The following is a 20637-nucleotide window of genomic DNA, read 5'->3' on the forward strand; positions in this document are numbered from 1 at the left end:
GGACACTAGTCCCTGCCTGCGCCCGCGTCAGTGCCCCCTGCCGAGGCGTCGGCTGTCCACGGCATATTCGCCGTCCGAGAGGCAAGCTATCGCAATCCGATCACCTGGGGGAATGGATGGGCCGCACTGCCCTGAATCCCACACCGTCGTCGGCGTCCCCTGCTCCGGCCGCGCGGGCGCAAGCCGTCGCACGCCGGACCCCCTACATCGTACGTCAGGGGTAACGAATCAGCTTTTGCTGCCAGGCGATTCACTGGCCGGTTGCTCCCTCATGTTCGCGGCGCGTCTCGTTCTGGACTGAGTGGAGCGGGGGAGCGAAGCGGAGGAGCGGAGGGAGGGAAGCGGAGGAGCGGAGGGAGGGAAGAACGAGACTTTCAGCGCCGCGAACCCGCCCGGAGCGGAGCGTAGGGCAGATGGCACTGCAGTTCAGCACCTACGATGGGCACCGGATTACCATGGCTAGTGATTGCGCGCCCGCGCGCAGGCTTCCCGCCGTGGTGGGGGGCTACCGACATACACCGACCAGAGGACTACAAGACCCGTGCCTGCGCTGAGTTTTTCAAGGTTGCTACGGATTGGTGAGGGTCGCACGGTCAAGCGGCTCGCGAGTCTCGCGGATGAGGTCATCGCCCTCGACGAAGAGTTCACAGCGCTCTCCGACGCCGAGCTGCAGGCCAAGACCGCGGAGTTCAAGGAGCGCTACGCCGACGGCGAGAGCCTCGACGAGCTGCTGCTGGAAGCCTTCGCGACCGCGCGGGAAGCGTCCTGGCGAGTGCTCAACCAGAAGCACTACAAGGTGCAGATCATGGGCGGCGGCGCCCTGCACATCGGCAATGTGGCGGAGATGAAGACCGGTGAGGGCAAGACCCTGACCTGTGTGCTGCCCGCCTACCTCAACGCCATCTCCGGCGAGGGAGTGCACGTCGTCACCGTCAACGACTACCTGGCCAAGCGCGACGCCGAGTGGATGGGCCGCGTGCACCGGTTCCTCGGCTTCGAGGTCGGCGTGATCCTGGGCGGCATGACCCCGGCCGAGCGCCGCGAGGCCTACGCCGCGGACATCACCTACGGCACCAACAACGAGTTCGGCTTCGACTACCTGCGCGACAATATGACCCACTCGCTGGATGATCTGGTCCAGCGCGGGCACAACTTCGCCATCGTCGACGAGGTCGACTCCATCCTCATCGATGAGGCCCGCACCCCGCTCATCATCTCGGGCCCGGCCGACGCCTCCTCGAAGTGGTACGCGGAGTTCGCGCGCATCGCGCCGCTGCTCAAGAAGGACCTGCACTACGAGACCGACATCAAGAAGCGCACCATCGGTGTGCATGAGGCCGGTGTCGAATTCGTCGAGGACCAGCTGGGCATCGACAACCTCTACGAGGCCGCCAACTCGCCGCTGGTGAGCTACCTGAACAACGCCATCAAGGCCAAGGAGCTCTACACCAAGGACAAGGACTACATCGTCCGCAACGGCGAGGTCATCATCGTCGACGAGTTCACCGGACGAATCCTGGTGGGCCGCCGCTACAACGAGGGCATGCACCAGGCGATCGAGGCCAAGGAAGGCGTCGAGATCCAGCCGGAGAACCAGACCCTGGCCACGATCACGCTGCAGAACTACTTCCGCCTCTACGAGAAGCTCTCCGGCATGACCGGTACCGCCGAGACCGAGGCGGCCGAGCTGCACCAGACCTACGGCCTGGGCGTGGTGCCGATCCCGACCAACAAGCCGATGATCCGCCAGGATCAGTCCGACCTGATCTACAAGACCGAAGAGGCCAAGTACGTCGCGGTCGCCGACGACATCCAGGAGAAGCACGAGCAGGGCCAGCCGGTGCTGGTCGGCACCACCTCGGTCGAGCGCTCGGAGTACCTGTCCAAGCTGCTGACCAAGCGCGGCATCGCGCACAACGTGCTCAACGCCAAGTTCCACGAGCAGGAAGCGCAGATCGTCGCCGAGGCCGGTCGCCCGGGCGCGGTCACCGTCGCCACCAATATGGCCGGTCGTGGTACCGACATCGTGCTGGGTGGCAACCCGGACATCATCGCCGACCTGCTGCTGCGCCGGCAGGGCCTGGACCCGGTCGAGACGCCCGAGCAGTACGAGGCGCAGTGGCATCCGACCCTGGATCGGGTCAAGGGGCAGGTCGACGAGGACGCCGAGGCCGTGCGCGACGCGGGTGGCCTCTACGTGCTGGGCACCGAGCGCCACGAGTCGCGGCGCATCGACAACCAGCTGCGCGGTCGCTCCGGCCGGCAGGGCGACCCGGGCGAGTCCCGGTTCTACCTGTCGCTGGGCGACGAGTTGATGCGGCGCTTCAACGGCGCGGCGCTGGAGTCGATCATGACTCGGTTGAACCTGCCCGACGATGTGCCGATCGAGGCCAAGATGGTCTCGCGCGCCATCAAGTCCGCGCAGACCCAGGTCGAGCAGCAGAACTTCGAGATCCGCAAGAACGTCCTCAAGTACGACGAGGTGATGAACCAGCAGCGCAAGGTGATCTACGCCGAGCGCGCCCGCATCCTCAACGGCGAGGACATGGAGGGCCAGGTGCAGGAGATGATCACCGACGTGATCACCGCCTATGTCACCGGCGCCACCGCCGAGGGCTACGTCGAGGACTGGGATCTGGAGAAGCTGTGGGGCGCGCTGAAGACGCTGTACCCCATCGGCATCGGCTACAAGGACCTCACCGGTGAGAGCGAGACCGGCGAGGTCGGCGAGCTGACCCGCGAGGAACTCCTCGACGCCGTGCTCGAGGACGCGCACGCCGCCTACGAGAACCGCGAGAACGAGATCGACGGTCTCGCGGGCGAGGGCAGCATGCGCAATCTGGAGCGCCAGATCCTGCTGAGCGTGCTGGACCGCAAGTGGCGCGAGCACCTCTACGAGATGGACTACCTCAAGGAGGGCATCGGCCTGCGCGCCATGGCGCAGCGCGACCCGCTGGTCGAGTACCAGCGCGAGGGCTTCGACATGTTCGCGGCCATGCTCGAGGGCCTCAAGGAGGAGTCGGTCGGCTTCCTGTTCAACCTCCCGGTCGAGGTGCAGCAGCCGCAGCCGGTCGGCGTGAACGTGGCCGCGGGCCTGCAGTCCCCGGTTGGCAACCGTCCGCTGCCCACTGAGGAGGACGCCGCGGCCGCGGGCAATGGCGCTCCGGCTGCCTTGCGCGCCAAGGGAATCGACGAGTCCGGCCCGCGCGCCCCGCAGCAAGCGTCGGCACTAGGCGAGCGAAACATGGTGAGCCCCGGGTGCTTACACCCGGGGCTCACCCATTTCCCTACCGGACCAGCATGTTCGGCTCGATCATGAAACGGTCATGAACGGTGCGGTGGAATGATCCCGGTCCGGTCGCCACAGGGCGATCGAGAAGGAAGGGATCACCATCATGCGCAAGACTTTCGCTGTCGCCGCCATGGCTCTGGGCATCGCCGGTTTCGGTGTTGCCACCGCGCACGCCGAGTCCTACTTCGGTGGCAACTACGCCACCATGGACGCGTGTGTCGCGGACGGCTCGAAGGGCTCCTGGACCACTCCGGACGGCATCGCGATCGACGGTGCCCAGGGCTGGCGGTACAGCTGCGATCCGCAGGCCGACGGCACGGTCAACCTGACCCTGTTCCGCTGATCCGATCGGCTTCCGAAGCGCTCCCGGCGAATTCGCCGGGAGCGCTTCGGTTTTCGGGTATCGTGACGGCGGCCGCCCCGCCCGAATCATATTCGGGCTTATTCCACTTTCTGGTGGCGTAATAAGTTGAGCACTCATATCGTACGAACGGGCCTGTGTGTTAATTCAATTCGGTGCCCGAGATTGTGATCTGTGCCATTCGAGGACAATTTGTGCCAGTTGTGAGGGCCGACTTGGTTGCAGGCTATTAGCTCGTCTAAGTTTCCGTGTGTGTGGGTGGATCAAGTGCTGTACGGGCGGGACCGAGAACGAATCCAATTGGATCGAGTTCTCGCGGCGGCACGGTCGGGGCGGGGTACGGCACTGGTGCTGTACGGCGACCCGGCCATCGGAAAAACGGCGCTGCTGCGCGCCGCCGTCGAACGCGCCGCGGACTTCCGCGTGCTGCGCTGCCAGGGCATACGGACGGAGTCGGAGCTGCGCTACGCGGCGCTGCACGAACTACTGTTGCCGGTCGCGGACCGGCTGAACACGCTGCCGCCGACGCAGGCGCGGGCCCTGGGCACGGTGCTCGGCGTCGACTCCGCGCCCGCCGATGTCTTCCTCGTGGGCGCGGCCCTGGTGCGGCTGCTGGCGGACCTGAGCGCCGCGGGGCCGGTGCTGCTGGTGGTGGACGAGGCCCGGCTGGTGGATCCGGAATCGGCGCAGGCCCTCATCTTCGCCGTCCGCCGCCTGTCCTCGATGCCCGTCGCGCTGCTGGTGGCGCTGCGCGACGATCCAGCGGACACGCTGTGGCGTGAACTGCCCGCCCTGCCGATCACCGGTCTGCCCGACGCCGAGGCGCGCCGCCTGATAGACGACCGGTTCGGTCCGCTGGGCGCGCTGCGCCTGGCCCGGATCCTCTCCGTGGCGGGCGGCAACCCGCTGGCCCTGCACGAATTGCCGGGCGTGGTCGGCGATCTCGCGGGCACCGCGCCCGAGCCCACACCGCTGGGCCCGGGACTGCGGGCGGCCTTCCGGGACCGGGTCGCGGGGCTGCCGAATGCGGTGCGAGTGCTGCTGACCGTGGCCGCCACCGAGACCCGCGGCGTGCGCGGCACCGTGACCGACGCGGCCGCCGCGCTCGGGGCCGGACCCGGCGCGTGGGAATTCGCCACGGCCACCGGCCTGCTCGCGGTCGGCGACGGGCGGGTGGAACGCACCCACGCCCTGCTGTGCGCCGCGGTCCACGATGCCGCCGCACCGGCCGAACGGCGTGCCGCCCAGCTGGCCGTGGCGGCCGCCCTGACCGCGCCGGGCGAGGCCGATCTGCGGGTCTGGCACCGGGCCATGGCGGCCGACCGGCCCGACGAGCGGCTGGCCGAGGTGCTCTCGACGCGGGCCGCCGACGCGAGCCACGGCTCGCTGGCGGCCGCCGCCATGATGCGCCAGGCCGCCGCCATCTCACCCGGCCCGGAGCAGGCCGGGGAGCGGCTGGCCGCGGCCGGTCGATTCGCTTGGGCCAGTGGCGATATCGCCTCCGCGCGCGGCCTGCTGGATCGCGCCGTCGAACGGCTGGGCGTGGAGCGGGCGGCGGCGGCCGGGCAGGGATTGGCCGGACTGCTGGAATTCATTGCGGGGGAACCGGAACGGGCCAGCCGGCTGCTGCTGCGCGACGCCGAACTGGTGGACGCCGAGACCGCCGCGAACCTGTGCGTGGACGCCGAACGCGCACGCTGGGCCGCCGGGCACCCCATCTTCGAGCTCGACCGCTCGGAAATCGGCCTGCGGGAAGGTATCTCGCGCTTCCACACCATGATCCGGCCGCTGCCGCCGGCGGCGCTGGTGCTGCTGTGGGGGCTGGCCGGTCCGGCGCTCGAGCCCTACACGCAGGCCGCGGCGCGACTACGCGGCAGTGCCGCCCCCGCCGCGGTGTCGCTGCTGCCGCAGCTGGCCATCATCCAGTTCGCCAACGGCCGCTTCCCGGCCGCCGAGCAGACCCTGGCCGAGGCGTTCGAGCTGGCCACCGCGGGCGGCGTGGAGAACGTGCTGGTCGCTGCGCGCGAAAATCGCCGCGCTGCGCGGTGATTCGGATACCGTGCTGGACGCCGCGGAGCGGACGCTGGCGCTGGCGCGGCCGCGGCGGGCGCAGTCGCTGGTCGCCTCGGCGCACTGGCACCTCGGCTTCCACGCGCTCAGCATGGGTGATCCGGAGACCGCCTATCTGCGCCTGCGCAGCCTCGCGCAACCCGGGCATGATGCCTGCCACCCGACCTACGCCCGGCTGGCCGCGGTGGATCTGGTGGAGGCCGCCACCCGGGTGGGCCGACATGCCGAGGCGCTGGGGTACTACACGGACATCCGGGACTGGGCCGTGCGCTCCCGCGCCGACTGGGCGGTCTCGGCCGCCTACGCCTGCCGGGCGCTGCTGCGCGCCGACGATCGCGCCGACCGCTACTTCCGGCGTGCCCTGGCCGTGCGCGGCACCCGTCACGACCTGAATCATGTTCGCGCCCAGCTGCTCTACGGCAAGTGGCTGCGCCGGGTGCGCCGCCGGGCCGACGCCGCCGAGCAATTGCGCTCGGCCGCGGAGGCTTTCGAGCGCATGGGCGCCAATCAGTGGGTGCTGCGCGCGCGGCAGGAACTGGAGCTCACCGGACGGCGCAGCGCACCGGTCACCGCGCACGGCGAGACCTCGGTGCTGACGGCGCAGGAGCAGCGGGTCGCCCGGCTGGCCGCGCAGGGGCTGACCAATCGCGAGATCGGCACCGAGTTGTTCCTGAGCCCGCGCACGGTGGGGCACCATCTGTCGCGGGTGTTCGGCAAGCTCGGACTCAGCGGCCGCGCCGATCTCGGCGATGTCGATTTCGACAACGGCATGCGAATCGTGCGGCCGCGCTGAGCTGTTCGGGTTGGCGCTGAGCGGTTCGGGGTCGGTTCACTCCAGGTGGACCGACTCGCCCCAATAGCGGGGATCCCAGTTGATCAGGATCATCCCGGCGACGCTGCCCGCGCAGCCGCCGCACGCGTGCACCTGGATCACATTGTCCACGTCCGTGTCACCTGCCAGCACGGCCCGGGTGGAGAGCCAGACCGCGCGCAGGTTCAGCGTCGCGGGCCGCCCGCAGCGCACGCACTCCGGCAGCGGTGCTCCCGGATCGTTGCGCCCGATCCGGACCTCCGGGGTGACGGGCGCGCCGGGCCCGAGGGCATCGTCGAGGAGCGGCGAAAATTCCTTGCGCTCACGGTCTTCCACCTCGGCAGGCTAACGACTTCCGGCCGCGCCCGCATCCCTCGTTCTCCGGGGACGGCGACCGCGATCCGGATCGGCGACCCCCTTCGGCGTCGATCCGGGATCGCGTGGGATGCGGGCGCGGAATGTTTATCCGGCGATCTTCTGGGAAAGCAATGGACGGGATATTCGCGGCTGCTCCCAATTCGGTCGCCAAATTCGTGCCCGCACAATACGCGTACCCGGTCGCCGCAAAATCGGTCGCTGTATCGGTCACCGTATCTGTCATTGTCCGCAAGACTCGGAATCGCATATCCCCCATGCAATCTCACCCGCTGGGACACGTCCGATATGGAATTTGTCGGCGTCTCGCGAATCGAGGTAACTTGCTATGTGCGCGAGATCGGGGAGCTCCTGGGGAGGGAGCGGGAACAGGCCGACCTGTCTCGTCTCCTGACCGAGGCGCGCGGCGGCCATGGCCGGGGAATGGTGCTCTGGGGCGAACCGGGGATCGGGAAAACCGCGCTGCTGCGCGATACCGAACAGCGCGCCACCGATTTTCGATCGATCGCCTGCCGGGGATTTCCGGCCGAATCCGAGCTGGATTTCGCGGCCCTGCACGAACTGCTGCTCCCGCTGACCGATCGCATTGCCGCGCTGCCCGCCCCGCAGGCGCGGGCGCTGGCCTCGGCTCTCGGCCGCGACACCCGCCCCGCGGACGGCTTCCTGGTGGGCGCGGCGCTGGTCACGCTGCTGGCATCGGTCGCCGCCGAACAGCCGCTGCTGCTGCTGGTGGTCGACGACGCCCAATGGGTGGACGCCGCGACCGCGCGCGCCCTGTCCTTCGCCATGCGCCGGCTGACCGGCAGCCGGGTGGCACTGCTGGCCGCGACCCGGGACTGCCCGGCGGTCTCGGTGTGGCAGGCGCTGCCGGTGCTGCCCATCGACCGGCTCGCCGACGCACCGGCGCGGCGGCTGCTGGCCCGGCGGGTGGGCGAGCTCGGTGACCCGCGGGCGGTCCGCATCCTGCGGGTGGCCGACGGCAATCCGCTGGCCCTGCGGGAACTGCCGGTCGATGCCGAGGAATTCGCGGGAATCGGCTGGGGCCCGGTGCCGTTCGGGCCCAAGCTGCGCTTCGCCTTCGCCGCCCGGCTGGCCGAAGTGAGCGAGCCGGTCCGCACCCTGCTGACCGTGGTGGCCGCCGAGGATCGGGGCATGCTGGACGCGGTCACCACCGCCGCGAGCGAGCTCGGCGTCACCGCCGCGGACTGGCAGACCGCCCTGGACAGCGGCCTGGTGGCGGTCACCGACGGCCGCGTGGAGATGCGCCAGCGCCTGCTCTGCGGCGCGGCCTACGACGCCGCGGCCCCGGCCCGGCGGCGTGCCGTCCACCTCGCCCTGGCGGCCGCGCTGCCGGGGGCCGACCACGCGGAACTGCGCACCTGGCACCTGGCCGCCGTCGTCGACGGCTCGAATCCCGAACTGGCCCTTGCGCTCTCGAACGGTACGGACCGGGTGTACCGCAATGCCGGGGCGCTGGCCGCCGCGGCCGTGCTGCGTCGTGCGGCCGCCATCACCCCCGATCCGGCGGTGGCGGGTGCGCGCCTGGCCAGCGCGGCTCGATTCGCCTGGGAGGGTGGCGATCTCGAATCCGCGCGCCGACTGCTGGCACTCGCCGATCAGCGCACCACCCCGCCGGAGACCGCGGCGGCCAGCGGCGGCCTGGCCGGGCTGCTCGAACTCTTCGTAGGCGAACCGGCGCGGGCGCGGGAGCTGCTGCTGCGCGACGCCGCAGCGATCGACGAGCGCGATTCGGCAATCGAACCGCGCGACAAGGCAATCGATGCGCACAGCACGGCCATCGGTGTGCGCGACAAGGCGATTGATATGCGCGAGACGGCCATTGGCGTGCGCGATTCAGCCGCAGCGGGTGGGTTGCGGCTGCTGGCCGACCGGGTGAACTGGGTGCTGGGAGCGGACGAGGACCCGGCCGTCCTCGCCGAACTCGACGACATCGACGCCGAATCCTCGCCCGCCGCGGCGGCCCGGCTGCTGCTGCCCGCAATGCAACTGGTGGAGTGGGGGCTGGCCGGGCGGGCGCTGGAACCGTACCTGGCGGTGGCCGCGGGCCTGCGCCACGCCGAGACCCGCGCCGCGGCGTTCGGACTGCTGCCGCAGGTGGCCATCGTCCAATTGGCCTGTGGCCGTTGGGAAGCGGGGGAGCAGACCCTGGACGAGGCGTTCGACCTGACCCGCGGCTCGGGCCCGGACAACAATATCCTCGCCGAGTGCTGGGCCGTGCGCACCCGGCTGGCCGCCCAGCGTGGCGAGACGGAGGTGGTCGCGCAGGGCATGGAACGCACGCTGGCCGTGGCCCGCCGCCACGAGATCCCGTCGCTGACCGGACTCGCCTACTGGAACCACGGATTCCACGCGCTCACCACCGGCGACGCCGAGGCCGCCTACCGCCGCCTGCGCGGGCTGTACCTGCCGGGGCACGAGGCCGCGCATCCGACCGTGGCCCGGCTGGCCGCACTCGACATGGTCGAGGCGGCCTGCCGCACCGGCCGTTTCGATGACGCCGCCGCGGGCGTCGAGCTGATCACGGCCTGGGCCGAGCACTCCCGGGCCCGCTGGGCCCTGGCCGCCGCCGATATCGGTCGCGCCCTGCTGGCCGAGGAGGACCGGGCCGAGTATTACTACCGGCGCGCCCTGGCGCTGAGCGAGCCCCGGCCCACCAACTTCGCCCGCGCCCGCGCCCAGCTGCTGTACGGCAAGTGGCTGCGCCGGGTTCGTCGCCGCCGTGATGCCGCCGAGCAATTGCGTTCCGCCGCCGACGCTTTCGAGTTCATCGGGGCGAGCGCCTGGGTCGGGCGCGCCCGCAACGAACTCGAGCTCACCGGCACCGGCGCCAAGCCCGCCGGCGGCGCCACGCCGCTCACCGCGCAGGAGTCCCAGGTGGCCCGGCTGGCCGCGCAGGGCCTCACCAATCGCGAGATCGGTGCGGAGCTGTTCCTGAGCCCGCGCACGGTCGGGCATCACATGTCCCGCATTCTCGAAAAGCTCGGCCTCACCGGCCGTTCCGAATTGCGTGGCATCGATTTCGACAATGGGATGCGGCTGATGCGGCCACGGTGAAATCGATGTCAGCGAATTCTCGGCAAGTTAGATGCGGGTGAGCTCGAAGAGCCGGCACCGGCGTTCGCCCGCCAGTCGTTGCTCCATGGCGTAGCCCGGCCAGAAGTCCAGCGCCCGCCGCCAGGCCCGATCCCGGTCACCGCCGGACAGCCGGGTGACCCGGACCGCGAAGCGCTCCTGCCGCACCCGCAGTTCGGCGCGCTCGACGGCGCGCAGATTCGCCGACCAGGCGGGCTGTCCGGGGCGACCCCAATTCGACGACACGATCAGAAAACGTTTCTCGTCGAGGGGATCCGGCACGTAGAGCAGGGTGACCGTGCGCGGAATGCCGGTGTGCCGGCCGGGCACCGTCAGCTCGAGCGCCGGCAGCCCGGCCACATCCAGGATGCCCTTGCGGTCCTCGGTCACCCGCCGCGTGAATCGCTCCAGGGCGAAGACGGCCGGGGCCATGCGCATGACCGTGCGGCGGCGGGCCAGGGCCCGGCCCAGCCTGGGAAGTGGATTCCAGCGCGCGGGTGCGTCGGGGCGGCGACGCCAGTCAGCGAAGACCATGCACCGATTATGTTGCTGCGCGGCCGCGACGGCGTTGCGGCACGGTGGTCACGGGGCCCAACGTGCCCGATCCCACTCGTCCTGCCAATCGTGCGGGTCGGCGGGGGAGCGGTCCTCGTCGTGCTCGCGCGGCAACTTCTCGTTCGCGTCCCGGTTCTCGTCCCGTGCGGCCGGTTCGTTCCGTGCGGCTTTGGCGATTCGATGCCGCCGCTCACTCGGCGGCGGCTCGGGGATTTCCTTGCTCATGTCATCCCTTCGTGCCGGTTATGCGCAAAAGGTATCGAATGAGCTATTTTATGGCTAACTCAGGGTTCGGTGTTGCCGCGAAACCACGGGTCATTGGAATTCAGGGCCGTGAGCAACCGGCGAATGGCCGCCACCCGCAGCTCCTTGCCCGGCAGCTGATCGAGCGCGCACTCCGGGTCGGCGGGCGGCCCGAGGTGGGTGCAGCCGCGCGGGCAATCCTCGATGGCCTCGGCCAGATCGGAGAACGCCTGGATGACATCGTCGGGCGTGATGTGGGCCAGGCCGAAGGAACGCACACCCGGGGTGTCGATCACCCAGCCGCCGTCCGCGAGCGGCAGCGCCACCGACTGCGTCGAGGTGTGCTTGCCCTTGCCGACGCCCGAGACCTCGCCGACCGCCCGATCCGCGTCCGGCACCAGCCGGTTCACCAGGGTGGACTTGCCGACCCCGGAGTGCCCGATGAGCGCGGTCAGCTTGTCGTCCAGCAGCTCCAGCACCGGCTCCACCGGATCCTCGATGCCGCCGTAGACAATGGTCAGATCCAAATCCTCGAAGGCCGAGGCGAATTCGGAATCGGCCGCCAGATCGTGCTTGGTGAGGCACAGAATCGGTTGCAGCCCACCGACATACGCGGCCACCATGGCGCGTTCCACGAACCCGGTGCGCGGCGGCGGGTCGGCCAGCGCCACCACGATGAACAGCTGCTCGGCATTGGCCACCACCACCCGCTCGAACGGGTCGGTGTCATCGGCGGTGCGGCGCAGGACGGTTCGCCGATCGGCCACCCGCACGATGCGGGCCAGGGTGTCGGGCTTGCCGGACAGGTCACCGACCACGTCCACCCGGTCGCCGACCACGATCGGGGTGCGCCCGAGCTCGCGCGCCCGCATGGCCGTCAGCGGCCGGTCCGGATCCCCGTCCAGCACGCACCCCCAGCGGCCGCGGTCCACCGAAACCACCATGGCCGCTTCGGCATCCAGATGCTGCGGCCGGGTCTTGGTGCGCGGCCGCGAGCCCTTGCCGGGGCGGACCCGGACGTCGGACTCGTCGTACTCGCGGCGGCTCAGCGCTCCGCTCCCGGCTTGCCGGAGTTACCCGCTCCGGCCAGCATGCCGTCCCACAGTTCGACGAAGCCGGGGAGCGTCTTGGCCGTGGTGCCGATGTCCTCGATCTCCACGCCCGGCGTGACCAGGCCGATGATCGCTCCGGCGGTGGCCATCCGGTGGTCGGCGTAGGAACGCCACTGCCCGCCGGTGAGCGGATTGGGCACGATGGCCAGCCCGTCCTCGGTCTCGGTGACCTTGCCGCCGAGGCGGTTGATCTCGGTGGCCAGCGCCGCCAGCCGGTCGGTCTCGTGCCCGCGCAGGTGCGCGATGCCGCGCAGCCGCGACGGCGAATCCGCCAGTGCCGCAAGGGCGGCCACGGTCGGCGTCAGCTCGCCCACATCGTGCAGGTCGATGTCGATGCCCGCCAGGCGTTCCGGGCCGCGCACGGTCAGCACGCCGTCGAAGATGCGCGTCTCCGCGCCCATGCGCACCAGGATCTCCCGGATCACATCGCCGGGCTGGGTGGTGTAGCGCGGCCAGTGCGGAATGCTCACCTCGCCGCCGGTGACCGCGGCCGCGGCCAGGAACGGGGTGGCATTGGACAGGTCCGGCTCGATCTCCCAGTCCACCGCGCGGATCGGGCCGGGCGCGACGGTCCAGGTCTGCGCCTTGCGCGGATCATTGGGCGCGTCCACGCGAACATCGGCCCGCCGCAGCATTTCCACCGTCATCTCGATGTGCGGCATGGACGGCAGCGCCGCGCCATCGTGGTTGACCGTGACGCCCTGCTCGAACCGCGCCGCCGAGAGCAACAGCCCGGACACGAACTGCGAGGAACCCGAGGCGTCGATGGTGACCGGCCCGCCGCGCAGCGAGCCCGTGCCGTGCACCACGAAAGGCAGCAGGTCGCCGTCGATGTCGAGGCCCAGCGTCCGCAGCGCGTCCAGGATGGTGGTCAGCGGCCGCGCCCGCGTCTGCTCGTCGCCGTCGAAGGCGACATCGCCGTGCGCCAGCGCCGCCACCGGCGGCAGGAACCGCATGACCGTGCCCGCCAGCCCGCAATCGACCATGGCGCTGGTGAATTCGGCCAGCGGGGTGACGGTGAGCGTCTCGGCCTCGCCCTCGATCCCGACGCCCATGGCCCGCAGCGCCTCGATCATCAGGTTGGTGTCGCGGCTGCGCAGCGCACCGGTGAGGGTGGACGGCCGATCCGCCAGCGCGGCGAGGATCAGCGCCCGGTTGGTAATGGATTTGGACCCGGGCAGGGTCACGGTCGCGTGGACGGGAACTCGGACGTGGGGCGCGGGCCAGAAAGTCACCTGCCCATCTTCCCAAACGATCGGCGGCGCGCGGGCCTCCCGTCCCTTTCTCGCCTGCCCGATTCGCCCTGGATATATACGTATATGGGTACGTATACTGGGTCGGTGATCGATCCCATCAGCCTCGTCATCGGGGGCGCGCTCGTGGGCGGCGGCTGGCTCGCGGGCCGGTTCGGGTCCCGCCGGACCAAGGCCGAGGCGAAGGCTCCGGCGCTGTGCGGCTGCGGTCACGACCTGGCGCTGCACGACCGCGAAGCCGGACACTGTCACGCCGAGATCTTCCGCAAGACCGGCGCGGGCATCAAGGCCTGGGCCCCGTGCAACTGCCAGCGCTACACGGGCCCGACGCCGCTCGAGGAGTTCTTCAGCCCGACGCCCCTGCCGCCCAATTCATAACGCACAACGCCGGTCCCCTTGACGGTGACCGGCGTTGCCGCACAGGCTATTTCGTTACTTGGCGCGCCCGTGGACGAACGGCACGATCTTGCGCAGCAGCTTCATGGTGCGGTCCGTGCGGGTGTAGGACAGCAGTGCCATGCCCGGAATGGTGAAGCGCTGCACCGCGATCGAATGCGGCCGCGAGAACTCCAGCAGGCCCGGCGCACCGTGGATGCGGCCGATGCCGGAGTCCCGGACGCCGCCGAACGGCAGGCCCGAGATGGCGGCGTAGGACAGCACCGAATTCACCGACGTGCAGCCCACTTCCAGCCGCCGGGCGATCTCCATGCCCTGCTTCTTGGAGTACACCGCCGAGCCGAGCCCGTACTTGCTCTTGTTGGTCAGCTCCACGGCTTCGTCGACGCCGTTGACCGTGCGGATGGTGACGGTCGGCCCGAAGGTCTCCTCGCACACCGCGTCCGAGGACTCGTCCACGTCCACCAGCACCACCGGTTCGATGAAGGGGCCCTTGACGGATTCGGGTCCGCCCAGCACCGCCTTGCCGCCGTTCTTGATGGCGTCCTCGATGTGGCGGCGCACGATATCGATCTGGCTGGGCATGGTCATCGGGCCGTAGGCGGCCTTGGCGTCCGAGCCCGGCTTGATGTCGGTGAGGATGCGCTTGACCTCGGCCACGAATTCGTCGGCGATCGACTTGTCCACGTACACCCGCTCGACGCCCGCGCAGGTCTGGCCGGAGTTGGCCGTCGCGCCCCAGGCGACCGCGTCGGCGGCGGCCTTGATGTCGGCGTCGGCGGCCACGATCACCGCGTCCTTGCCGCCGCACTCGAGCAGCACCGGGGTCAGCGTGTCGGCGGCCGCGGCCATGATCTTCTTGCCGGTCGCGGTGGACCCGGTGAAGGCCAGCTTGTCGACGCCGGACTTGACCAGCGCCGCACCGGTCGCGCCGTAGCCGTTGATGGCGACGAAGACCCCGTCCGGCAGCTCCGGATTCGCCTCGGCGAACGCCTTCGCGACGAAATTGCCGATGCCCGTGGAGTATTCACTCGGCTTGAAGACCACGCAGTTGCCCGCGGCCAGCGCGTAGGCGATGGAACCGTTGGGGGTGTACACCGGGTAGTTCCACGGCCCGATGATGCCGACCACGCCCAGCGGGCGATACTCGAGATGGGCCGCGAAGTTGGACATGAACATGCCCGGCGCGACCTTCTTGGGCTTCAGTACCTTCTCGGCATTGGAGGCGGCCCACTTGATGTGTTCCAGGGCCAGCATCAACTCCAGAAAAGCGTCGTCGAGCGGCTTGCCGTTCTCGGCGTGGATGAGCTCGCTCAGCTCGTCGGACTTCTCGACCAGCTTGCTGCCCCAGCGCAGAATGTGGCGCTTGCGCTCGGCGTAGGTGAGTGCGCCCCAGGTGGCGGCGGCGGTCCGGGCCTTGGCAACGGCCGCGTGCACCGCCGCCTCATCATCGATCCGGTAGGTGGCGAGGGTCTCGCCGGTGGCGGGGTTGACCGAAGTCAGTGTGTCGGCCTGATCGAGCGGGGCGGTTTCGGTGGCAGTCATGATTGGCGGCAATCCCTTGCGGATGAGAGTGTGATGAGACGAACGTCTCACACCACCCAAGTGATGTCAATTGCCATCACATCGCGGGCGATTCATCTCGCGATCACCGGTGACGCCCCTTTGTCGGTCTCTGGTGGCAGCATGGTCGACATGTGCGGTAGGTACGCGACAACGACGAATCCCGCGAAGCTGGCCGTCGAGCTCGACGCTATCGACGAGACCGGCGACAAGGGGTTCAACCCCAATTACAACGTGGCCCCCACCAATCAGGTGCTCACGGTCGTCGAACGGTACGACCGCGACCATCCCGAGGACCCGGCCACACTGCGCATCCGGGCGATGCGCTGGGGCCTGATCCCGGTGTGGACCAAGGCTTCCGAGCCCGGCGTCCCGGTCAAGGGCAAGCCGCTGTTCAATGCCCGCGCGGACAAGGCCGCGACCACGGCTTCCTTCCGCGACGCGGTGAAGAAGCGCCGCTGCCTGGTGCCGATGGACGGCTGGTACGAGTGGGTCACCGAGGCGGACTCGCTCGGAAAGGCCGTCAAGCGGCCGTATTTCATGTCCAAGTCCGACGGCGGGCGGCTGTACATGGCCGGGCTGTGGTCGGTCTGGCGCGATCGCAGCCTGGGGGACGAGGCGAAACCGCTGCTCTCGTGCTCCATCCTGACCACCGATTCGGTCGGTGATCTCACCAAGATCCACGACCGCATGCCGCTGCCCATGCCGCGCGAGCACTGGGACGCGTGGCTGGACCCGGACCATCCGGCCCCGGAGGAACTGCTGGAAACGCCGTCGCCCGAGGCGGTTTCGGACATTCTCGTGCGCGAGGTGCCGTCGCTGGTGAACAGCGTCAAGAACAACGGTCCCGAGCTATTGGGCACGGTAGACGAACAGGCCGGTCAGATCAGCCTGATCTGACCGGCCCGCAAGGGGGTGTTCGCGCCCGCTACCCGCACTTCACGGTCGGGAGCGGGATATTCAGGGTGCACTTGAGGGTGTCGGCCGCCGAGTCGATCATCTTGGTGATCAGCCCACCGCCGAGCTTCTCCGCTTTGTCGAGATGTTCGTCCTTTTTCGGCTGCTGCCCGTTGTCCGGTGCTCCCGGGTTGGGGAAACTCGGATTGACCGGTGCGGCAGTCGCGGTGGCGACCGTGAACGGGCCGGACGCCAGTGCCAGCGTCAGCGCTCCTGCCGCAACAGCGATGCGAATGGACAACCTCATCACATCCTCGGGTTCGAATCGGACCTTGTGGACAAAAGGTTCACAACCAGCTCTCTGCTCGCTCCCAAGTAACTCACAGAAAACCACCCGAATTGTGAAATGACAGTGCCCGGACTTACGCGGCTTCCTCGGCGGCTTCCTTCCGGGCCTGGATGCCGCCCGCGGTCCGCAGCGGCACTTCCTTCCAGAACAGCACCAGGATGAAGCCGATCAGCGACACGACCGTGGCCGACAGGAACACCCGGTCCATGGAATCGGCGAAGCCCTCCTTGAAGGGATGCGCCAGCGTCGGATTCAGCTGCTGGACCACCGAGCTGTCACTGAGCACCTGGCTCACCACCGCGGGCGCGGTCTGCGGGTTGGACAGGCCCAGCACGACCTTCTTGTCGACCGAGTCCGGACCCTTCACCGCTTCCTGTGCCGCCTGCATGTAGGCCGGGTCGTTCCGCACGCCCTCCAGCGAGGTGGTGATGTTCGGGGCCAGCTGTGTGAACAGCACCGACAGGAACACCGCCACGCCCAGCGTGCCGCCGATCTGCCGGAAGAAGGTCGCGGCCGCGGTGGACACACCCATGTCCTTGGGCGGCAGCGCGTTCTGCAGCGCCAGGGTCAGCGGCTGCATCAGATTGCCCAGGCCGAAGCCGGTGATGGCCATGAAGATCATGACGACCCACAGCTTCGTGTCGGCCGAGACCAGGTGCAGCAGGAACAGCCCCGAGGTCAGCAGTGCCGCGCCCACCGGCGGGAAGTACTTGTACCGCCCGGTCTTCGAGATCAGCTGACCCGCCAGGATCGAACCGGTCATCATGCCCGCCACCAGCGGCAGCATGAGCAGACCCGCCTTGGTCGGGCTCGCGCCCTGCACCACCTGCAGGTACTGCGGCAGCAGCGTGATGCCGCCGAACATGGCCGCGCCGACCACCACCGAGATGACCACGCCGAGGGCGAAGGTGGAGTTCTTGAACATGCGCAGCGGAATCAGCGCCGCGTCGCCCTGCTTGGCCTCGACCGCGATGAAGGACAGGATGCCGACCGCGCCCAGGATGTAGCACAACAGGGAATGTCCACTGGTCCAACCCCATTCGCGACCCTGCTCGGCCACCACCAGCAGCGGCACCAGGCCGACGATCAGCGCCGAGATGCCCATCCAGTCGATCGGCACCTTGGTGACGGGACGCTTGGGCAGCCGCAGCACGCGGGTCACCACGGCCAGGGCGATGATGCCGACCGGCACGTTCACCAGGAACACCCAGCGCCAGCCGGTGACGCCCAGGATCTGGTCGGTGCCCGAGAGCAGGCCGCCCACGACCGGGCCCACCACGCTGGAGGTGCCGAACACGGCCAGGAAGTAGCCCTGGTAGCGGGCGCGCTCCCGGGGAGACACGATGTCGCCCATGATGGTCAGCGCCAGCGACATCAGGCCGCCCGCGCCCAGGCCCTGGAAGGCCCGGAAGGCGGCCAGCTCGTACATGGAGGTCGCCATGGAACAGGCCAGCGAGCCGACCACGAAGATGGAGATGGCGGCCAGGTAGAACGGCTTGCGGCCGTACATGTCCGAGAGCTTGCCGTAGAGCGGCGTGGCCAGGGTCGAGGTGATCAGGTAGGCGGTGGTCACCCACGCCTGCGCCGAATAGCCGTGCAGCTCATCGGCGATGGTGCGGATGGAGGTCGACACGATGGTCTGATCCAGGGCCGCCAGCAGCATGCCCATCATCAGGCCGCTCATGATCGCCAGGATCTGCTTGTGGGTGAAGCCCGCCGAATTGACTTCGGGCTCCGCCGCTTCCGTTGTGGTAGTCACGAATTGTTCTCCGCGGGTGCGTAATAGGACTGAAGGTCTTTGTGTGCCGCGATATCGGCCAGCATGCGCTGCCGGGTCGCCTCGTAGCCGTCGACGAAGCGCCGCAGCAGTTCCGAGAAGGTCTCCCGTTCCCCGGGGGCCCAGTCGGCCAGCATGCGCCGCAGCGAGTCGTTGCGGCGGGTCCGGATCTGGGCGGCCACCGCCCGGCCGGACTCGGTCACGTCGAGCACGCTCACCCGCCCGTCGGCCGGGTCGGCGCGGCGTTCGATGAGTCCGCGCTTGACCAGGCTCGCGACCTGGCGGCTGATGGTCGAGGCGTCCGAGTAGAGGGCCTCGGCCAGTGCGCCCGAGCGCATCGGGCCGCCGTGGATCAATTGGAAAAGAATGCTGAACGCGGCCGGTTCGATCTCGCCCTGGGTCAGGGTCGCGATCTGGGCATTGGTGCGGTCACGCAGCTTGGTGAGCCGGGCGATCTCGTAGGCGATGGCGTCGACAAGGCCGTCGTCGATGTCGGTCCAGGTAGTCGCGGGTCCATCGTCGATCACGGTCGGTCTCACCTCCTTGTATCAGGCAACTGCTTGTATGCGTCAACTAGTTGTACGGCGCAAGTATTCCCGCATGATCGCCAAATAGCAAGTTTTTCCGGAGGTTGTGTCTCCGCTCTCAGCCGTTCGCGACCGGAGCAGTCACCGCATTCGTGAGTCGTACCAGGTCAGTGGGTGCGAGCTCGATCTCGAGCCCGCGCTTGCCCGCACTGCACAGCACCCGGTCCCAGCCCAGCGCCGACTCGTCGATGACCGTCGGCAGCCGCTTCTTCTGTCCCAGCGGCGAAATCCCGCCCAGCACATAGCCGGTCGTGCGTTCGGCCTTGGTCTTGTCGGCCATGGCGGCCTTCCCGCCGCCCAGCGCCGCGGCCGCCGCCTTCAGCGACAGCGTGGTCGGCACCGGCAGCACCGCCACCGCGAGCCCGCCCGAACCCAGCTCGATCACCAGCGTCTTGAAAATCTGCCCGGCGGTAACCCCGAGCTCTTCCGCCAGCGCTTCGACGGCCTCCGCACCGTACGAATCACTGCGCGGGTCATGGGTATACGCGTGCACCCGATGATCCACTTCCGCCTGCACCAATGCCTTGATCGCCGGGGTCGAAGCAGCAGCCATGGCCTCACCCTAACCACCGCGCGCAACCGGATTTCGGGTGCTGGGAACAGGGCGACCGCCCTGCCTGTTGCATGCGATACGCGCTTCACAGCAACCGCGGGGCCCACGGTAGGCGAGCGCAGGCAGCCATTCACAAAGGAGGAAGTCGGGTGACCGTTCTGGTCGAGGAGCCCCCGGTGTGGACCAGTTTCCTGGCCGAATCCCTGCTCGCGGTAGATTCGAGTGCTACGGCGATCGAAGGGATCAGTGTGACGAGCGACGACGAAACGGTCGATCGCCTGCGTGATGACGACTCGGACAGCGAGAGCATCGACGCCGGGGAAGACCAAGCGGTCGACTACGACGAAGTGGGCGAATCCGGTGCCAGGAGCACCGAATCCGCCGCGGAACTGGCCGCGCGATTCGAGCGTGACGCGCTCCCGCTGCTGGACCAGCTCTACGGTGCGGCGTTGCGCATGACCCGCAACCCGGCCGATGCCGAGGACCTGGTGCAGGAGACCTTCGCCAAGGCGTACCAGGGGTTCAAGTCCTTCCGCGAGGGCACCAACCTGCGGGCCTGGCTGTACCGCATCCTCACCAACACCTACATCAACTCGTATCGGAAGAAGCAGCGCCAGCCCGCGCAGTATCCGACCGACGAGATCACCGACTGGCAGCTGGCCTCCACCGCCGAGCACACCTCCACGGGTCTGCGCTCGGCGGAGATGGAAGCCCTCGAGGCGCTGCCGGACGACGACATCAAGGCCGCTCTGCAGGAGCTGCCCGAGGAATTCCGGATGGCGGTGTACTACGCCGACGTGGAGGGCTTCCCCTACAAGGAAATCGCCGAGATCATGGGAACTCCCATCGGTACCGTCATGTCCCGGCTGCACCGCGGCCGCAAGCAGCTCAAGGGCCTGCTCGCGGATGTGGCGCGGGAACGTGGATTCAATCGATCGGGCAACGACGCGGCTCGTGAGGAGGTAACCCAGTGAGCGATGACATGGACGATCTGGACTGCTCGGCGGTGCTCGCCGATGTCTGGTTGCTGCTGGACAACGAGTGTGACGCGGCGGTCAAGGAGCGGCTGCGCGAGCACATCGACCGCTGCTCGCCGTGCATCGAGGCCTACGGCCTGGAGGAGAAGCTCAAGTCGCTGCTCAACCGCAAGTGCGGCGGCGACCGCGCCCCGGACTCGCTGCGTCAGCGCCTGACCATGGAGATCCGCACCAGCTACACGAGCGTCGAAACGCGCATCGTGACGGATCCGGAGAAGTGATTTAGTGGCGACCGGGGTAACTCCCCGGGTACGTCCAAAATAGATTCGGCACCCGACCGCCGGTACGAGTGCGGGACTTGGAACGGCACGTA

19 protein-coding genes are annotated in these 20637 nt (G+C 68.9%); 9 read left to right on the forward strand and 10 right to left on the reverse strand.

Annotated features, from left to right (window positions below):
- Window positions 1–541: 541 nt before the first annotated feature.
- The 4 genes from secA to NS2_RS10940 all read left to right on the forward strand — a co-directional run bounded on the left by secA (window position 542) and on the right by NS2_RS10940 (window position 6516).
- On the forward strand, window positions 542–3319 hold the full coding sequence (gene secA / locus NS2_RS10925; protein WP_081985838.1) for a preprotein translocase subunit SecA: 2778 nt from the start codon (window positions 542–544) through the stop codon (window positions 3317–3319).
- 76 nt (window positions 3320–3395) lie between these two features.
- Complete coding sequence (locus tag NS2_RS10930) at window positions 3396–3635, forward strand: hypothetical protein (RefSeq protein WP_036548571.1); 240 nt, start codon at window positions 3396–3398, stop codon at window positions 3633–3635.
- 285 nt (window positions 3636–3920) lie between these two features.
- Window positions 3921–5702, forward strand: coding sequence for an AAA family ATPase (locus tag NS2_RS10935; RefSeq protein ID WP_261772275.1), 1782 nt, complete (start codon window positions 3921–3923; stop codon window positions 5700–5702).
- 10 nt (window positions 5703–5712) lie between these two features.
- Window positions 5713–6516 carry a helix-turn-helix transcriptional regulator gene (locus NS2_RS10940; RefSeq protein WP_033087425.1) on the forward strand — a complete coding sequence of 268 codons (804 nt, stop codon included), beginning with the start codon at window positions 5713–5715 and terminating at the stop codon, window positions 6514–6516.
- A 36-nt stretch (window positions 6517–6552) separates the two neighbouring features.
- On the opposite strand, the gene NS2_RS10945 is transcribed toward NS2_RS10940, so the two are convergent.
- The gene (locus NS2_RS10945; protein WP_033087426.1) at window positions 6553–6870 is read right to left on the reverse strand and encodes a hypothetical protein; all 318 of its coding nucleotides are present in this window, start codon (window positions 6868–6870) and stop codon (window positions 6553–6555) included.
- 327 nt (window positions 6871–7197) lie between these two features.
- Here NS2_RS10945 and NS2_RS10950 point away from each other — a divergent pair, with 327 nt between their 5' ends.
- Complete coding sequence (locus tag NS2_RS10950) at window positions 7198–9984, forward strand: helix-turn-helix transcriptional regulator (RefSeq protein WP_082062590.1); 2787 nt, start codon at window positions 7198–7200, stop codon at window positions 9982–9984.
- 27 nt (window positions 9985–10011) lie between these two features.
- Here NS2_RS10950 and NS2_RS10955 read toward each other — a convergent pair whose 3' ends face one another.
- Genes NS2_RS10955 through aroA form a run of 4 tightly spaced genes read right to left on the reverse strand, consistent with a single transcriptional unit; the run spans window position 10012 to window position 13147 of the window.
- Window positions 10012–10536 carry a nitroreductase family deazaflavin-dependent oxidoreductase gene (locus NS2_RS10955; RefSeq protein ID WP_045437136.1) on the reverse strand — a complete coding sequence of 175 codons (525 nt, stop codon included), beginning with the start codon at window positions 10534–10536 and terminating at the stop codon, window positions 10012–10014.
- 48 nt (window positions 10537–10584) lie between these two features.
- Window positions 10585–10782 carry a hypothetical protein gene (locus NS2_RS10960; RefSeq protein ID WP_033087428.1) on the reverse strand — a complete coding sequence of 66 codons (198 nt, stop codon included), beginning with the start codon at window positions 10780–10782 and terminating at the stop codon, window positions 10585–10587.
- A 59-nt stretch (window positions 10783–10841) separates the two neighbouring features.
- Complete coding sequence (rsgA, locus tag NS2_RS10965; RefSeq protein ID WP_071343668.1) at window positions 10842–11849, reverse strand: ribosome small subunit-dependent GTPase A; 1008 nt, start codon at window positions 11847–11849, stop codon at window positions 10842–10844.
- Window positions 11846–13147, reverse strand: a complete 1302-nt coding sequence (gene aroA, locus NS2_RS10970; protein ID WP_033087430.1) for a 3-phosphoshikimate 1-carboxyvinyltransferase — start codon at window positions 13145–13147, stop codon at window positions 11846–11848. The genes rsgA and aroA overlap by 4 nt, the downstream gene beginning before the upstream one ends.
- A gap of 105 nt (window positions 13148–13252) precedes the next feature.
- Here aroA and NS2_RS10975 point away from each other — a divergent pair, with 105 nt between their 5' ends.
- Complete coding sequence (locus NS2_RS10975; RefSeq protein ID WP_033087431.1) at window positions 13253–13543, forward strand: hypothetical protein; 291 nt, start codon at window positions 13253–13255, stop codon at window positions 13541–13543.
- 54 nt (window positions 13544–13597) lie between these two features.
- Here the strand turns inward: NS2_RS10975 and NS2_RS10980 are convergent, their stop codons facing one another.
- Entirely contained in the window at window positions 13598–15106 is a 1509-nt protein-coding gene (locus tag NS2_RS10980) for an aldehyde dehydrogenase family protein (RefSeq protein ID WP_033087432.1), read from the reverse strand.
- Between the two features lie 150 nt (window positions 15107–15256).
- Here NS2_RS10980 and NS2_RS10985 point away from each other — a divergent pair, with 150 nt between their 5' ends.
- The gene (locus tag NS2_RS10985; protein ID WP_033087467.1) at window positions 15257–16024 is read left to right on the forward strand and encodes an SOS response-associated peptidase; all 768 of its coding nucleotides are present in this window, start codon (window positions 15257–15259) and stop codon (window positions 16022–16024) included.
- Window positions 16025–16052: 28 nt separating this feature from the next.
- On the opposite strand, the gene NS2_RS10990 is transcribed toward NS2_RS10985, so the two are convergent.
- The 4 genes from NS2_RS10990 to ybaK all read right to left on the reverse strand — a co-directional run bounded on the left by NS2_RS10990 (window position 16053) and on the right by ybaK (window position 19287).
- Window positions 16053–16328, reverse strand: a complete 276-nt coding sequence (locus NS2_RS10990) for a hypothetical protein (RefSeq protein WP_062614318.1) — start codon at window positions 16326–16328, stop codon at window positions 16053–16055.
- A gap of 115 nt (window positions 16329–16443) precedes the next feature.
- A complete protein-coding gene (locus tag NS2_RS10995) occupies window positions 16444–18054 on the reverse strand; it encodes an MDR family MFS transporter (RefSeq protein WP_045437156.1) in 1611 nt (536 codons plus the stop codon).
- A gap of 71 nt (window positions 18055–18125) precedes the next feature.
- Window positions 18126–18674, reverse strand: a complete 549-nt coding sequence (locus NS2_RS11000) for a MarR family winged helix-turn-helix transcriptional regulator (protein ID WP_045437139.1) — start codon at window positions 18672–18674, stop codon at window positions 18126–18128.
- Window positions 18675–18792: 118 nt separating this feature from the next.
- Window positions 18793–19287 (reverse strand): Cys-tRNA(Pro) deacylase, encoded by a 495-nt coding sequence (gene ybaK / locus NS2_RS11005; RefSeq protein WP_033087435.1) that lies wholly within the window; start codon window positions 19285–19287, stop codon window positions 18793–18795.
- Window positions 19288–19634: 347 nt separating this feature from the next.
- Here ybaK and NS2_RS11010 point away from each other — a divergent pair, with 347 nt between their 5' ends.
- Both NS2_RS11010 and rsrA read left to right on the forward strand, forming a co-directional pair.
- Complete coding sequence (locus NS2_RS11010) at window positions 19635–20261, forward strand: sigma-70 family RNA polymerase sigma factor (protein WP_096490897.1); 627 nt, start codon at window positions 19635–19637, stop codon at window positions 20259–20261.
- A gap of 8 nt (window positions 20262–20269) precedes the next feature.
- Entirely contained in the window at window positions 20270–20545 is a 276-nt protein-coding gene (gene rsrA / locus NS2_RS11015; protein WP_033087469.1) for a mycothiol system anti-sigma-R factor, read from the forward strand.
- Window positions 20546–20637 lie beyond the last annotated feature (92 nt).

It is taken from the genome of Nocardia seriolae NBRC 15557 (assembly GCF_007990715.1).
GTDB lineage: Bacteria > Actinomycetota > Actinomycetes > Mycobacteriales > Mycobacteriaceae > Nocardia > Nocardia seriolae.